Consider the following 17,015-nt stretch of genomic DNA (forward strand, 5'->3'; position numbering starts at 1 on the left):
GTAGGCCGCCGCCAGTTTTTATTTTATTTTTAAAATCCTTTATCATTGCGATAAAGGATTTTTTTTTGTGCCCTACAGTGAACTCCAGGGACACTGCACGCTGTATACACAAGGCTATGGGCCAAGGCATGCTTCTATTGAATCGGTTGCGATTATTCACCCTCATTTATCATTAATTACGAATATGACTTATCATTAGCCCCGATAGAAACGGTTACCCCGCAGCAGGGAAAGGGCCAAAAAGGATAAGCTGTTGGAAGCTCTGGTGCGAGGAGTATCAGTGGATAGCGGGATGAAGCTCCTCTTATAATTTATGAAAAGAATTTCCCTTTGTAAAAGGGGTTTACTCGAATAAAATCAATAAGTTTGTATCAGTTTTCCAAAAATAATTATAATGTCAGGAAACATTCTGATCATCGATGATGAGATCAAGCTCCTAAAGTTATTAGGAATGATCCTTTCCCAAGAAAATTTTAATGTAAAAGAAGCTTCTACGGCACGTTCTGCAATGACCATGCTGGAGCAGTATGATTTTGATGTTGTGTTGAGCGATGTCCGGCTTCCTGATGCTTTTGGGGTAGATCTTATAAAATCAATTAAGACAAAATATCCCCATCTTGAAATTATCCTAATGACGGCATTTGGAAATATTACGGATGCTGTTCAGGCGATGAAGAATGGGGCCTATGATTATTTGGTAAAAGGTGATGACAACGAGAAGATTATTCCCTTGGTGTATAAAGCCCTAGAAAAGGCTAAAGATAACAGGTCCAGAACGATTCAGTCATCTCCCGTTGTAAAAGGCTTTGCACAGGTTATTGGTAATTCTCCCTTGATTTTACACGCAAAGAAATTGGCTGAGAAAGTAGCCTTAACAGATGCTGCTGTTCTTCTAACAGGTGAAACAGGAACTGGCAAGGAAGTTTTTGCGAATGCTATCCATGAGGGAAGCGATCGAAAGAAAAATAGCTTTGTTGCCATCAACTGCTCCGCATTCAGTAAAGAAATTCTTGAAAGTGAGCTTTTTGGCCATAAACAAGGTGCTTTTACAGGTGCTTTAAGGGATAAGAAAGGATTGATTGAAGAAGCCAATGGCGGAACATTATTCCTGGATGAAATTGGTGAGATGCCGATAGAGCTTCAGGCGAAATTGCTTAGAGTACTAGAAACCAAGGAATTTATCAAAATGGGAGAGACTAAGGTTTCTAAATCTGATTTTAGGCTGATTGCTGCAACCAATAGAAATCTGGAAGAAGAAATTAGGCAGGGAAATTTTAGAGAAGACCTATATTTTAGGTTAAACGTTTTTGAAATTAGCCTTCCTGCATTAAGAGATAGAAAAGAGGATTTAAAATTACTGACAAAAAATTTTATCGATCTATTTTCCCATAAGCTTCATTTATCCTCTATTCAGGTAAACCCTGATTACTACAAAGCCTTGGAGAAAAATGATTGGAAAGGTAATATCCGTGAATTGAGGAATGCTGTGGAGCGAAGCCTGATTTTAATGAACGATAATGTACTGGATGCTGAAAGCCTTCCTCACTATTCTGAAAAACCGGTTCCCGAATGTGATTCCTTAAGCATGAGAACCCTTGAAAAAATTCATATACAGAAAGTATTACAGTATACGAAGGGAAATAAGGCAGAAGCGGCCAGACTCTTAGAAATTGGTATTGCGACGCTGTATCGTAAACTGGAAGAATACAGTTTAAAATAAATATTTTATCATTTTAATAATGAGCCTATCATTTTGATAGGCTTTTTTGTTTTTATGCCGTTAGATATTTTGATTTAATATACTGAATTATAGTTAGTTAAATTGGTTAATTCTAATTTGGACTTTCTTTTGGCATATAGTACTTGAATAAAATATTTAAAAATGACAATTTCAAGAAAAACGTTCAAAAAACGTGAGCATTCCACTTTGAGTTTGCTGATTGTATCGTATGTATTGTTTACTCTTTTAACCTTAATAATAAAAGTATGATGCTCATAAGTTTGATTCTGCTTTTTGCAGTATTGTTTTGGCTTTTATATAAATCAGTTGAATTTTTTGATAGAATATAAAATTATGTGGAGTTTATTTTTCCTTTCAATACTTGCCTTTGTGTACATCTGTTATGTTTTAATGAAACCTGAAAAATTTTAAGAGATCATGAGTACAGAAATTTTAGGCATCATAGCAATGTTTGCTATTACATTAGTCATCGGGATATTTTTGGGTAAATATATTGCTAATGTCTATGGATACAAGAAAACTTTTCTAGATCCGGTTTTTCAGCCGATTGAAAAGTTTATTTATAAAATATCGGGAATTAATCCTACCCGTCAGATGAATTGGAAACAGAATATGTATGCCATGCTGACGATTAATCTGGTTTGGTTTATCATTGGATTTTTGTTGCTGCTAAATCAGGCGTGGCTTCCTTTAAATCCTGATGGAAATCCCAATATGTCTCCTGATCTGGCTTTTAATACAACCATTTCATTTTTAGTCAACTGTAATCTACAGCATTATTCGGGAGAAACAGGAGTAAGTTATTTAAGTCAGCTTTATCTGATGTTCTTGCAGTTTGTAACTGCTGCAACGGGGATGGCTGCAATGGCTGTTCTTTTCAAAGCTTTTAAAGAAAAAACGGCTACAGAACTTGGTAATTTTTACGATTATTTTACCAAATCAATGATCAGAATTTTAGTTCCGATAAGTGTGATGGTCGCTTTAATTCTTTCCATAAACGGAAGTCCAATGACTTTTGAAGGAAAAGATCATATTACTACTTTAGAGGGGCAAAAAATAGATGTTTCCAGAGGACCTGTAGCAGCCTTTGTTGCAATTAAACATCTTGGAACCAATGGTGGAGGCTTTTTTGGAGCCAACTCGGCACATCCCCTTGAAAATCCTAACTATATAACGAATATGACAGAAATGGTCACCCAGATGATCATTCCGTTTGCATTGGTTTTTGCACTAGGTTTTTATTTAAAGAAAAGAAAACTTTCATGGGTTATTTTTACTGTGATGACTGTTGGGTTTCTAGCCCTTACCATTCCAAACATTGTTAATGAAACAGGGGGTAATCCTCTGATTACAAAGATGGGAGCTGATAGCAGCCTCGGAGCAATGGAAGGAAAAGAAATCCGTTTTGGAAGCGCTGCTTCAGGATATTGGAGTATTGCAACCACTGTTATTTCAACTGGTTCTGTAAACTCTATGCACGATAGTACAATGCCGCTTTCAGGGATGAATGAGCTTCTTGCCATGATGATAAACTGTTTTTATGGCGGTTGTGGAGTAGGAATTCTGAATTACTTTATTTTTATCATTCTCGCTGTATTTATCAGTGGCCTGATGGTGGGAAGAACACCCGAATTTATGGGGAAGAAAATTGAAGCCAAAGAAATGAAGATCGCTATGATTGTGGCTTTGTTCCATCCTTTTTTAATTCTTGTGGGAACTGCATTAACAGCCTATTTACCGGAATTTGGTGCAAAAACATTGAATAACCCTGGTTTTCATGGGTTCAGTGAAATGCTGTACGAGTTTACCTCTTCTTCTGCCAACAACGGATCAGGATTCGAAGGGCTGGGAGATAATACCCCATGGTGGAATATTTCAACAGGAATTGTACTGTTACTTTCCAGATTCATTCCGATTATAGGGCCGATAGCCATTGCTGGATTATTGGCACAGAAAAAATACATTCCGGAAAGTTCAGGAACATTAAAAACGGATACAGCAACTTTTGGGTTCATGACATTGGCGGTGATTCTGCTTATTGCAGCACTCTCATTCTTCCCTGCATTGACCTTAGGCCCTATTGCTGAACAGATCCAGTATTTCTCTAAATAAAAGTGAACATTAAAAATTAAAATCAATACCCAACCATTAAGGGAGCTGAAGTATTTAGGAATGCTAGTCTAAACTACCGAAACATTCACTACATACTATTATCCATTTCCATTTCTTAATAATTTTGGTCTGCCTTGATGGTTATTATTGATTTACAATGCTATAAACTCTTTCAAAAAAATGAAAAATCAATCACAAACATTGTTTCAAAGAGATCTGGTAAACGAAGCGATTAAACAGTCCTTCGTGAAACTGAATCCGAAAATTATGTTTAAAAATCCAGTAATGTTTCTGGTGGAGATCGGAACTGCTGTCATGTTTATTGTAAGCATGTTCAGCTTGGCTGGTGATAAAACCCAGGGAAGTTTCTCTTATAACTTTTTCGTATTTATAATTTTATTTTTCACGGTTTTGTTTGCCAATTTTGCGGAAGCTATCGCTGAAGCCAGAGGAAAGGCACAGGCTGATACCCTTAGAAAAACCCGTGAAGAAACCCCTGCAAAATTAGTTGTTGATAATAAGCCAGGATTTCAGGTAGAAACAGCTTTGAAAATGTCAGCAGAGATGAAGCTGGGAGATATTTTTCTTTGTGAAGCCGGAGACCAAATTCCAATGGACGGTGAGATCATTGAGGGATTGGCAACCATTGACGAATCTGCCATTACCGGAGAAAGTGCTCCTGTAATTCGTGAAGCAGGTGGTGATAAAAGTTCTGTAACAGGCGGTACAAAGGTGTTGTCTGACAGAATTAAGGTAAAAGTAACCACAAAACCGGGAGAGTCATTTTTAGATAAAATGATTGCTCTTGTAGAAGGGGCATCAAGACAGAAAACACCTAACGAAATCGCATTAACTATACTATTAGCCGGGTTTACCCTTACATTTATAATTGTTACCCTCACTTTAAAGCCTTTTGCAGATTATGCGCAGACTCCGATTACTATTGCGGCATTTATTTCACTTTTCGTTTGTCTTATTCCGACAACAATCGGAGGTCTGCTTTCTGCAATTGGAATAGCTGGAATGGATAGAGCACTAAGAGCCAATGTCATTACCAAAAGCGGAAAAGCAGTGGAAACTGCGGGAGATATTGATGTTCTTCTGCTGGATAAAACAGGAACAATCACTATCGGAAACCGTAAAGCAACCCAGTTCCATCCTGCCGAGGGAATTCAACTTGAAGATTTCATTAAAGCTTCTGCCTTAAGTTCTGTAGCAGATGAAACCCCTGAAGGAAAATCAATTATAGAACTTAGCCAGCTGAAATCGGAGGATTTATTGGTTCCCAATCCTACTTATATAGATTTTACGGCAGAAACCAGAACTTCGGGGATTGATTTTGAGGATACCAGAATCAGAAAAGGAGCCTATGATACTATAAAAAAACTGACTGAAAAAACCGGGAATATCTTCCCACAGGAAACACAAAATGCTGTAACCAAAATTGCTGAAAACGGTGGAACTCCTCTAGTTGTAGCAGTTAATGAAAAGGTATGGGGGGTAATTGAACTTCAGGATATCATTAAAACCGGAATTCAGGAACGTTTCCAAAGACTGAGAAAAATGGGGGTAAAAACGGTAATGGTGACCGGAGATAATCCTTTGACGGCAAAATTTATCGCAGAAAAAGCAGGAGTGGATGATTTTATTGCCGAAGCCAAGCCTGAAGATAAAATGAATTACATCAAGAAAGAACAGCAGGAAGGTAAATTGGTTGCCATGATGGGAGACGGTACCAATGATGCTCCCGCATTGGCTCAGGCAGATGTAGGAGTAGCCATGAATAGCGGAACACAGGCTGCAAAAGAGGCCGGTAATATGGTGGATCTGGATAATGACCCTACTAAGCTGATTGAAATTGTAGAGATTGGAAAACAGTTACTGATGACTCGTGGAACATTAACGACATTCAGTATTGCCAATGATGTAGCAAAATATTTTGCCATTATTCCTGCCTTGTTTATCACCTTTATTCCATCTCTTCAGAAGTTAAATATTATGAATCTTCATAGCCCGGAAACAGCCATATTATCAGCGGTTATTTTCAATGCGGTGATTATTCCTTTTCTTATTCCGCTAGCATTGAAAGGAGTGGCCTACAAGCCGATTGGTGCCAGTGCATTATTGAGAAGAAACCTTTTGATATACGGTTTGGGTGGTGTAATTGTCCCATTCATTGGAATCAAGATTATTGATTTACTGATTAGTTTATTCTATTAAAATTTTAAAAATGAAAAATCATATTGTTTCAGCATTCAGATTAACTCTTGTAATGTTGGTCGTTGTAGGAATCTATTTGGTCATAGTTTATGGAGGTTCAAAAGTATTACCTACGCAGGGAAATGCAGAAATTATCACTCATAATGGACAGAAATTCTATGCTAATATTGGTCAGGAATTTAAATCTGAAAAATACTTCCATGGTCGTCCGTCTTCGGTAAACTATAATGCAGCCGGGAGCGGAGGGAGTAATAAAGGCCCTAGCAATGAAGAATATCTGGAAACTGTACAAAAAAGAATAGATACTCTAAGGCTTCAAAATCCTGAGATGGGAAATACTAAAGTTCCTGTAGAATTAGCTACAGCAAGTGGAAGCGGGCTGGATCCTGACATCTCTGAGGAGGGTGCTTTATATCAGGCAAAGAGAATTGCCAAAGTGAGAAACCTATCTGAAGAGCAAATCAATAATTTAATAAAAAAACAGACTGAGAAACCGTTTTTAGGAATTCTTGGCCCCTCAAAAGTAAATGTACTGAAGCTTAACATTGCTTTAGATCAACTAAAATAATATAAAACTAACGTGAAAAAATATCTAATTATAGGATTGTTGTTGGGGGTATTCTTCCCAAAAGCACAATCATCCGATTCATTAAAAATAGGAAATAAGGTTACATTTTCTGCCTATGCAGAACTCTTTTATACCTATGATTTTAATGAACCAAACAATCATCTTCGTCAGAATTTTTTGTACTCATACAACAGGCATAATGAGTTGAATCTCAATTTAGGACTTATAAAAGCAAATTATCAGAGTGATAATCTTCGAGCCAACCTTGCTTTAATGGGAGGAACCTATGCACAGGACAATATGGTTGCAGAACAAGGAGCTTTGCGATATATCAATGAGGCGAATATTGGAATCAAAATTTCAAAAAATAAAAATTTATGGATTGATGCAGGGATTATGCCATCCCATATTGGTTGGGAAAGTGCTATTGGCAAGGATAATATTAACCTTACAAGAAGTTTTGCTGCGGAAAATTCTCCTTATTTCGAAACCGGCGCTAAGATTTCCTATACTTCAGACAATGGAAAATGGTTTTTAAGTGGTTTGGTTCTAAACGGTTGGCAGCGTATTGCCAAAGCGGAGGGAAATCAGAGTATTTCTTTCGGTCATCAGCTAACCTACAAACCCAGTGATAAGATTACCCTAAACAGCAGCTCATTTATTGGAAACGATAAAGCTAAAAATGAAAAAAGAATGCGCTATTTCCATGATTTATATGGAAGTTTTCAACTGACAGATCAGTTTTCAGCATTGCTTGGATTTGATATTGGAGCAGAGCAGAAGCTAAAAGGAAGTGAGCAGTATAATATCTGGTACAGCCCCAATGTACAGATGAAGTATCAACTTGATAATAAATGGGCACTGGCAGGAAGACTGGAATATTATAATGATAAAAATGGGGTAATTATAAGTACAGGAACTCCTAATGGGTTTCAAACTTTTGGATATTCCCTGAACGTAGATTATGCTATTTTTAAGAATGTGGTTTTCCGTACAGAAGCACGAGGATTTACGTCTAAAGATGCCATCTTTGTTAAGAATGACGGATTGAAGCAAGGAAATTTCTTTATTACAACGAGTCTGGCAGCCTGGTTTTAAATGAGAGATTAGAATTTAGAAATTAATGGCTTTATACCGTGAAATAAATAACCACAAAAGTCACAAAAGCTTTTATTGTAAGATACTTTAGTCACTTAAGTAACTTTAAAAGAAAATTCTGTAAAAGTTCACATAAGATGAAAATCAATGATTTTCAAAACTAAAGTGTTCTTGTCAAACATTTAGTAGTACCTAAAAATAACTAAAGTGTAAAAAATATTATAAGCTTTACAGGAGTGTTTTAAAAGTTAATAGTCCCAAAATGTTTTATTATAAGGTACCTTATTAAAGAAGACTTTTGTCACTTTTGTGGTTCAAAAAATATACAATAACTTAATACTGAAAAAGTAATAATCAATGTCATCAGCAAAACATTTTTTAGAACTGATCCAAAAATCCCGAAAAGGGAAATTTAAGATCTATATTGGGATGAGTGCAGGTGTCGGAAAAACATTCCGAATGCTTCAGGAAGCTCATTCCCTTTTACGAAACGGCATTGATGTAAAGATAGGCTACATAGAAACCCATGATCGGGAAGAGACGGTAGCTCTTGTAGAGGGACTTCCGGAAATAGGAAGAAAATCTGTCTTTTATAAAGGAAAAAATCTGGAGGAAATGGATCTTCAGGCTATTATTAATGAGCATCCTGAAGTTGTTCTGGTGGATGAGCTGGCTCATACTAATGTAGAAGGGTCCAAAAATAAAAAAAGATGGCAGGATGTTTTGGAAATTCTGGATAACGGAATCAATGTCATCAGTGCCATGAATATCCAGCATATTGAAAGCCTGAATGAAGAAGTAAAAATAATCACAGGAGTTGAAGTCACAGAAAGAGTTCCCGATAAAATTCTGGCATTGGCCGATGAAGTAGTGAATATTGACCTCACTGCTGATGAATTGTTGACCAGATTAAAAGAGGGAAAAATTTATAAAAAAGAAAAAATTCAGACAGCACTCAGTAATTTTTTTCAAAGCGGACATATTTTACAGCTTCGTGAGCTTGCTCTAAAGGAAGTTGCTACCCATGTGGAAAGGAAAGTGGAAACTGAGATTAAAACGGAAAATTTTAAACCCATAAAATTTTTGGCCTGTATCAGCAGTAATGAAAAGATTGCTAAAACAATCATTCGTAAAACAGCAAGATTGGCGAGCTATTACAATAGCCAGTGGATCGTTTTATACATTCAGAAACCCTCTGAAAATCCTGAAAAAATTGCATTGGATAAACAGCGGTATTTGATTAATAATTTTAATTTAGCACAGGAATTAGGTGCCAAGGTTGTCCGAATAAAAGAAAGCAGTGTTCATAACGGAATTCTTGAATATGTAATTGCCCATAATATCACAACGGTCTGTATTGGAAAACCTCATGCAAAACTTTGGCAGCGTCTGTTTGGATACAGCTGGATTTATAGCCTTATGAACGGGCTGAATGAAAGACAGATAGATATTATTATTTTATCGTAAAAGTAATGAAACTTAAAACAAAACTTACCTTAGGCGTCGGCCTTTTATTCTTACTGATTGTTCTGCTTTCAGTAATAGGTTCTGTATATATCAATAAATTAAAATCTGACACAGAGAAGATCCTTACGGCCAATTACAACAGTCTGGAATTTTCCAAAAATATGCTTCTCGCACTGGATCATATAAGTATTGACAGTACTGTGGCTATTGCAGACTTTCAGAAAAATAACAAACTGCAGGAAAAAAATCTTACTGAGTTTGGAGAGAAAGAGGCTACTCAGAATCTGAATCTGCATTTCAATAGTTATTTAAAAGAACCTAATTTCAATAAGGAAAAACTCATCCGTGAAGATCTGGCAAAAATTATGTCCCTCAATATGAAAGGGATTGAAAGGAAAAGTGATATTGCCATTATTACAGCAGAAAATGCCACCTTTTGGATTGTCAGCCTCGGAACGGTATGTTTTTTAATTGCTTTTATTTTACTTTTCAATCTGCCACAGACCATTGCAGAACCTATCAATCAATTAACATTCAGTATCAGACAGATTGCTGATAAAAACTATAATGAAAGGGTACATTTTAAAGGAAGTGAGGAATTTAACAGCCTTGCAGAGTCTTTTAATGTGATGGCAGAAAAGCTTCAGGAATATGAAAGCAGTACTCTTTCCCAGCAATTGATGGAGAAAAAACGGATTGAAACATTGGTGAATAACATGCATGATGCAGTAATTGGCCTGGATGAAAATCATTTTATCTACATGATTAATGATGAAGCCTTAAAAATTACCAATCTTCGTAAAGAGGAGATTATCGGAAAAACAGCTCATGAAGTTGCGGTGAATAATGATTTGATGCGGGAATTGCTGAAAAATATCGATCATCCTGTTAAAGAACCTATTAAGATTGTCAGAGACAACAAAGAGAATTATTTTGAACAGGATATTGTACCTATCAATATTGTGAGAACTGGAGAAAAGGAGAAGAAATATATTGGTAAAGTAATTTTGCTGCGAAATATTACCCCTTTCAAGGAACTGGATTTTGCTAAAACCAATTTTATTGCCACTATTTCCCATGAATTGAAAACCCCAATATCAGCTATAAAAATGGGCGTGCAGTTATTGGGCAATCAAAAATTTGGAGAACTTAATGCACAGCAGCAGGAGCTGCTAAAAAGTATCAATGAAGATGGACAGCGTTTGTTGGATATTACAGGAGAACTTCTGAATCTTTCGCAGGTAGAATCTGGAAATATTCGATTAATGGTTGAAAAATGTTCACCCAAGGAAATTGTGCAGACCGCCGTAAAAAATGTTGAAAAACTGGCAGAGCAGAAGAACATTTCAATCAGTACGGACTATTTATCGGAAGAAACAGATTTTATAACAGCAGATTTTGACAAAACCGTTTGGGTAATGAATAACTTCCTTACCAATGCCATAAAACATTCTTTTCAGGATGAAAGTATTCAAATTATAGTGGAAAGAAATGAGTCATTCATCCAATTTAATATTAAGGACACAGGAAGTGGTATTGACGAAAAGTATCATCGTCAGATCTTTGATCGTTATTTTCAGGTTCCCGGAGAACACCAGAATGGAACCGGACTTGGTCTGGCAATCTCAAAAAATTTCATCGAAAAACAAAATGGTGAAATTGGAGTGAAAAGTATGCTGAATAATGGAAGTACCTTTTATTTCAGGTTGCCTGTAGCTTAAAGTTTTAGATATTTGGCCGACTCATTTAAAAAAAATATTTGCCAGTATTCTTCTATATTTGCAGACAAATTAATGATATGAGAAAAAAAATAAATCTATTCATTGTATTATTCTTCATCATAATGAGTATGCAGATTTCTGCCCAGACTTTTACATTAGAGGAGCTTGCAGCATTCAATAAGCTTGAAATGTCTGATTTTAAAAAGGAAATGAAAAAGCTTAACTATGGTTTTTATGACAAAACAGAAGGCTTAGGTTTCGTTTTAAACGAATATGAGGCTCCTGACTACAAATCTAAGATTGGAAAATTTGTATTTGCAGAAGAAAAATCGGAGGACAGAATTGAGTATGAATTTAAGACTAAAAAAGAATATGATCAATACCTTAAAATAATCCTGGCTTCCGGCTATAAGGAGACTGAAAAAGGAAAGACCATCACCAAAGATACCTATATAGATTATTATAAAAATAAAGAACATATCAGGTTGATTACCCCCAAAGCCGGCGTAAACAATCCTTACACGATTCTTGTATTTAAATAAATATTGAAGATCTAAAAAAATAAAAAGACTGCAGAGTTATTCTGCAGTCTTTTTTATGGATAGTAATATTTTATGAGTTACTGTTTCTCAATCAGATCTAGGAACTGTTGCTCATCCAGAATAGTAATTGTTCCGATATCCTGAGCTTTCTTCAGCTTGCTTCCTGCTTTTTCTCCTACAACAAGGTAGTTTAGGTTTTTAGAAACTGCAGAAATGTTTTTTCCGCCATGTTTTTCTACCATTTCCTCAGCTGATTCTCTGGTGAATAGTGACAGTTTTCCGGTGAAAAGGAATGTTTTCCCTTCCAATACATTGGAAAGAACTTCATTGGTGTTTTCTCCTTTTTCAAGCTGAACTCCGTAGGATTTCAGGCGCTCGATCATCAATAGATTTTCAGTGTTTTGGAAGAAGTCTACAATGCTTACCGCAATTTTTGCCCCGATATCTTCCACCTGGCAAAGTTCTTCCACAGTTGCATGTTTCAGCTCCTCAATAGTAGGGAAGTTTTTGACCAGTTTTTTGGCCACCGTTTCTCCCACATGCTTGATCCCAATTCCGTACAGAACCTTTTCAAAGGGGATATCCTTCGATTTTTCAACTCCACTAATAATATTTTGGGCAGATTTTTCCGCCATTCTTTCCAATGGAAGAAGCTGTTCCTTTGTCAAAACATAGAAGTCTGCAGGATTCTCAATCAGTTTTTCCCTGTAAAGCTGTTCGATGGTTTCACTTCCCAGATTATCAATATTTAAAGCTTTTCTTGAAACATAATGAATCATTCTTCCTACAACCTGTGGGGGACAATGAAGTTCGTTCGGACAGAAATGAATGGCCTGATCCTCTATTTTTACCAATTCAGTTCCACATTCCGGGCAATGTTTGATGTATTCTATTTCTCTACTTTCCTCAGTTCTTTTATCTGTATTTACTCCTACAATTTTTGGAATGATCTCACCTCCTTTTTCTACATATACAAAGTCATTTTCATGAAGATCCAGTTTTTTGATGATATCCTCATTATGCAGAGAAGCTCTTTTCACAATAGTTCCGGCCAATAAAACAGGCTTTAAGTTGGCTACAGGAGTAATAGCACCTGTTCTTCCCACCTGATAAGAAACGCTCTGAAGTTCTGTTTCTACCTTTTCTGCCTTAAATTTATAAGCCATAGCCCAACGCGGAGATTTGGCAGTATATCCCAATTGTCTTTGCTGATGCAGAGAGTTTACTTTTAAAACAATCCCATCAATTTCGAATGGAAGATTGTGACGCTCCGTATCCCAGAACGTGATAAATTCCTTTACCTCATCAAGGCTTTTGCATAATTTGGCCTGCTGAGAAGTCTTGAATCCCCAGCCCTGAGCCTTTTGAAGCAATTCCCAATGGGTTTCTGCAGGAACTTCTTCGGAGATAAACTGGTACAACACAGAAGAAAGTGAACGTTTTCTTACCTCAGCACTGTCCTGCATTTTCAAACTTCCACTTGCTGTATTCCTAGGATTCATGAACGGGTCCAATCCCTCTTCCTCACGAAGTTTATTAAGCTTGTCAAAGTTTTTTCTAGTTAAATAGATTTCACCACGCATAAAGAATTGAGAGGGGAAATCTCCTTTCAAGGTCAAAGGAATATCTGAAATAGTACGGACATTCGGGGTGATCTCATCTCCCTGAAACCCATCACCACGGGTTACTGCCTGTATAAGCTTTCCATTTTCATAAAGAATGGAAATAGAAGCTCCATCATATTTAAGCTCTGCTACAAATTCTACAGGCTCATCAATTGCTTTAATGATTCTTTTTTCCCAGTCTTCCAGATCATCAAAATCATAGGAGTTATCCAGTGAGTACATTCTGAATTTATGCTGAATGGTAGGGAAAACCTTTGTGATGCCTCCTCCTACACGCATTGTGGGTGAGTTCTCATCATAAAACTCAGGGTGTTTCGCCTCAAGGTCCTGAAGTTCCTCCAACAGCATATCAAAATCATAGTCAGATATGGTAGGAGTATCCAGAAGGTAATAGTTTTCGTTATGCTGATGCAGCTCTTTGCGGAGCTGTTCTATTTTTTGTTGAATGTTTTCAGACATTGCTTTTATATCTTTTGAGCAAAAATAACTAAAGTAATTTCATTTAAAAAATAACAGAATTAAATATTACCGGAAAATTAAAAATACGTAATGTCCCACAACAAACTGGTTACCCAAAGAATAGAATATTTGTTTAAAGTAATTTAACATAACGTTCTAATTTAATTAAGGAAATGTTAAAATTCTCTTAAATAGCCAGCCTGAAAAGTCAGGATACCTTTGCACATCTAATGCTAATAAATGAGAAAAGTAAAGATTGTATTGGGGTTGTTGTTTTTAGGACTTGGAACAATGGCTTATGCACAAACCACACAGGCTTCCATCGTAGGAAAAGTGACCGGCCCGGGAAGTTCGGCTCAGGAAAAAGTGAAAGTTACGATTGTAAATGAATCTACAGGATTCAGAACAGAGACAGAAACAAACTCAAAGGGGGAGTATATCTTTAAGGAAATCCCTCTTGGAGGCCCTTATACAGTCATTGTAAATGATGATAAAAAAGAAGGATACAGTGTGAACTTCGGAGACCAGGTTACCGTAAACATGAACCTGGGAGGAGAAAAGGAAATAGAAGAGGTGAAAATTACCGGAAATCTAAAGAACAAAATAGGAAACTTAGGAGCTGCTACAGCTATTTCTGCAAAAAATATTGGGATACTTCCTGTAAACGGACGAAACTTTGCGAGCCTTACGGATCTTTCTCCTTTAAGTGGGAAAAACGGAAGTATTTCAGGGCAGCTTGGATCTTCTACCAATTTTACTATTGATGGAATGACCGCAAAGAACCCTACTTCTGCGGGAGCTACTACCAGCCGAAGCGGTGCCCCTTTTTCTATTTCAATTGAAGCAGTACGTGAATTTAAGATTACAACCAACCAATATGATGTGACATTAGGGAGAAGTGGCGGTGGAACAGTAAGTGCCGTTACCAAATCAGGGACCAATAAATTTTCCGGAAGTGCCTGGGAATATTTAAGAACCAACTGGCTTTCCAGTCCATATGACATTAGAGGAAATAAGAGAGAGAATGATTTCTCTACTTCTCAGTTTGGATTCACTTTGGGAGGACCCATCATTAAAAATAAATTACACTTCTTTGTAGCATGGGATCATCAGCTGGATTCAAGACCATTACAGATTGCAGATATCAAATCGCAGGATGATGAGAAAAGATTAAACATTAATTCAGGAACTCTTAATAAGTTTTTGGATATTGCAAGATCCAAGTATGGAGTAGGAAATACACCTCAATTCGGAAGCTTTGATAAGGTAAGAAATTCTGATGCCGCATTTTTACGTTTAGACTGGCAGATTAGTGAGAAGCATTTGTTGACCCTAAGAAATAATTTCACCCACGATCTGAATAAAAACGGGCTTGCTGATAATACAAGCATTAACTTCTTTGAATCTTATGGAAATGACAAAAACCTTGATAACAGTTTGTTATTAACGCTAAGGTCAAATCTGAAGCCTAATTTAACCAATGAATTAAAAGCTCAATATCTATATACATTTCAGGATAGTTACCAAAATAATGAACTCGGAAAGCCTGTTCCAAGAGCAATTGTAGAAAATATTTCCACTCCCGGCCTAGGAGCTACCAATATTCAGTTTGGAGGCCACCGTTTTGCGCAGGAAAGCTTTAAAAATAATGTATTTCAGATTGTAGATAACCTTTACTACAATACAGATAAGGTTAAATATACTTTCGGGGCTGATTTGATGTACACTTCATCCAAATCAATATACGGAAGTGAAGTGAATGGAAGATTCCACTTCAGAGAAAATATTACAACCAATCCGGGTAATAACCTTTATAATTTTGAAAACCTCATTCCTTATAGATTCTATAGAGAGGTTCCTTTAATGGATGATATCTCTGTAAGATCCAATATCTGGAACATCGGGCTGTATGGGCAATTCCAGACAAAGATTGCAAAAGGCCTTGATTTGATGGCGGGGATAAGATTGGATTATGGAGGATACCCTAAAGCCGAGTTCAATCAGAAGTTGTTTGATGAAATGGGAATCCGAACAGATAATAAAATCAAATCATTTGTTATCCAGCCTAGATTCCAGTTTGATTGGAATATCAATGAAGATAATAAGGACTTCATTAAGTTTGGAGCAGGGATATTCTCTTCCGATATCAACAATTATATGATCATCAACAATCTTGTATTTGATGGAAAACATTTGGCAACAGTAGATGTAGATCCGGCAGTTGCAGGTCTTATTCCTGATTTCTTTGGCTACAGAGATAATTATAATACGGTACCTACACTTCCTAAGGATCAGATGCCAACAATTAACTATACAGGAAAAGATGCTAAAATCCCGATTGTTTATAAGGCTAATATCTCTTATACCCACTTCTTTAATGAAAGATTCCGGGCAGGAATTGCCGGTTATATGGCATTAGGAAGAAATAACTACTATTATTACGACAGAAATATGGTATCCAATCCTTTCTTTACCCTGGATAATGAGGGCGGAAGAGGAGTATATGTTCCGATTTCTACGATTAAGGGAACAAAATTGGACTGGAAAGAAGGAAGAATTAATAACAATTTCGGAAGAGTACTGGAATTGGTAAGTGATGGTAAAGTAAATCAGTTCTCTTTCGTAGTAGATACAAGTTACCGTTATTGGAAGGACGGAGAGATCACAGCAAGTTATACATGGTCAGACATCAAGGATAATACTTCCTACAACGGAAACGTAGCCAATTCTGCAACATTATCAACCCTTATTCAGAGTGATCCTAGAGATTTAAGAATGACTTATTCTGATAATCAGTTCCGTAATAAAGTAGTCATTTATGGAAATTCACCTACTATTGCAGGATTTACATTGGGTCTTAGGTATTCAGGAATTGGAGGAACACGTTTCTCTATGACCTCAGGAGGAAACATTAACGGAGACTTTGTAGACACCAATGATCTAGCCTATATCTTCCCAAATATCGCAGAATCCATCGTGAACGATCCGCAGGTAGGGCAGGCATTGAAAGATTATGTGAATGAATACAACGGTAAAATTGCAGAACGTAATGGAGGAAAGAATGGATTCTATGGAGTTTGGGATGTACGTGTAGCCAAGAAAATTAAATTTGACAAAATTGGTGCCTTTGAGCTTTCTGTAGATATCTTCAACGTGGCGAACCTGCTTAATAAAGAATGGGGAGTCAACGAGTCATACGGAAACACTTCCATGTACAGAATCAAAAGCTTCAACCAGACAACCAGACAGTTTGAGTATGAAAAGAATATCAGTGGAAGCGGTTTGGCGCCATTGTCAGGAAATCCATATCAGATCCAGATTGGAGCAAAGTATAGTTTTTAATCAGTACTCATTTTTTAAACCACAGAAGACTTAAAAGGCTGTCTTTTGTGGTTTATATTTCTCAATAAGTCTCATATTAACTACCTTTATCAAAAGTTTAGGGACTTTGTTTTTAATTAT

At 36.6% G+C, this 17,015-nt stretch carries 10 protein-coding genes; 9 read left to right on the top strand and 1 reads right to left on the bottom strand.

The annotated features are described in order from the left end of the window. Positions 1–394: 394 nt before the first annotated feature. The 8 genes from SCA31_RS20125 to SCA31_RS20160 all read left to right on the top strand — a co-directional run bounded on the left by SCA31_RS20125 (position 395) and on the right by SCA31_RS20160 (position 11,469). The gene (locus SCA31_RS20125; RefSeq protein ID WP_410698798.1) at positions 395–1,720 is read left to right on the top strand and encodes a sigma-54-dependent transcriptional regulator; all 1,326 of its coding nucleotides are present in this window, start codon (positions 395–397) and stop codon (positions 1,718–1,720) included. Positions 1,721–2,158: 438 nt separating this feature from the next. Beyond that, entirely contained in the window at positions 2,159–3,853 is a 1,695-nt protein-coding gene (gene kdpA / locus SCA31_RS20130; RefSeq protein ID WP_410698799.1) for a potassium-transporting ATPase subunit KdpA, read from the top strand. Between the two features lie 180 nt (positions 3,854–4,033). Next, a complete protein-coding gene (gene kdpB / locus SCA31_RS20135; protein WP_410698800.1) occupies positions 4,034–6,073 on the top strand; it encodes a potassium-transporting ATPase subunit KdpB in 2,040 nt (679 codons plus the stop codon). 10 nt (positions 6,074–6,083) lie between these two features. Next, a complete protein-coding gene (gene kdpC / locus SCA31_RS20140) occupies positions 6,084–6,641 on the top strand; it encodes a potassium-transporting ATPase subunit KdpC (RefSeq protein ID WP_410698801.1) in 558 nt (185 codons plus the stop codon). Between the two features lie 12 nt (positions 6,642–6,653). Further along, positions 6,654–7,739 (top strand): porin, encoded by a 1,086-nt coding sequence (locus SCA31_RS20145; RefSeq protein WP_410698802.1) that lies wholly within the window; start codon positions 6,654–6,656, stop codon positions 7,737–7,739. Positions 7,740–8,096: 357 nt separating this feature from the next. Continuing rightward, on the top strand, positions 8,097–9,206 hold the full coding sequence (locus SCA31_RS20150) for a histidine kinase (RefSeq protein ID WP_106918215.1): 1,110 nt from the start codon (positions 8,097–8,099) through the stop codon (positions 9,204–9,206). A gap of 5 nt (positions 9,207–9,211) precedes the next feature. Continuing rightward, positions 9,212–10,927 (top strand): ATP-binding protein, encoded by a 1,716-nt coding sequence (locus SCA31_RS20155; protein ID WP_410698803.1) that lies wholly within the window; start codon positions 9,212–9,214, stop codon positions 10,925–10,927. 77 nt (positions 10,928–11,004) lie between these two features. Next, the gene (locus SCA31_RS20160) at positions 11,005–11,469 is read left to right on the top strand and encodes a hypothetical protein (RefSeq protein ID WP_410698804.1); all 465 of its coding nucleotides are present in this window, start codon (positions 11,005–11,007) and stop codon (positions 11,467–11,469) included. Between the two features lie 77 nt (positions 11,470–11,546). Here SCA31_RS20160 and ligA read toward each other — a convergent pair whose 3' ends face one another. Next, a complete protein-coding gene (gene ligA / locus SCA31_RS20165; RefSeq protein ID WP_410698805.1) occupies positions 11,547–13,553 on the bottom strand; it encodes an NAD-dependent DNA ligase LigA in 2,007 nt (668 codons plus the stop codon). Between the two features lie 240 nt (positions 13,554–13,793). On the opposite strand from ligA, the gene SCA31_RS20170 reads away from it, so the two are divergent. After that, a complete protein-coding gene (locus SCA31_RS20170) occupies positions 13,794–16,895 on the top strand; it encodes a carboxypeptidase regulatory-like domain-containing protein (RefSeq protein ID WP_410698806.1) in 3,102 nt (1,033 codons plus the stop codon). Positions 16,896–17,015: the final 120 nt, after the last annotated feature.

Source organism: Chryseobacterium sp. SIMBA_028, assembly GCF_046535285.1.
GTDB lineage: Bacteria > Bacteroidota > Bacteroidia > Flavobacteriales > Weeksellaceae > Chryseobacterium.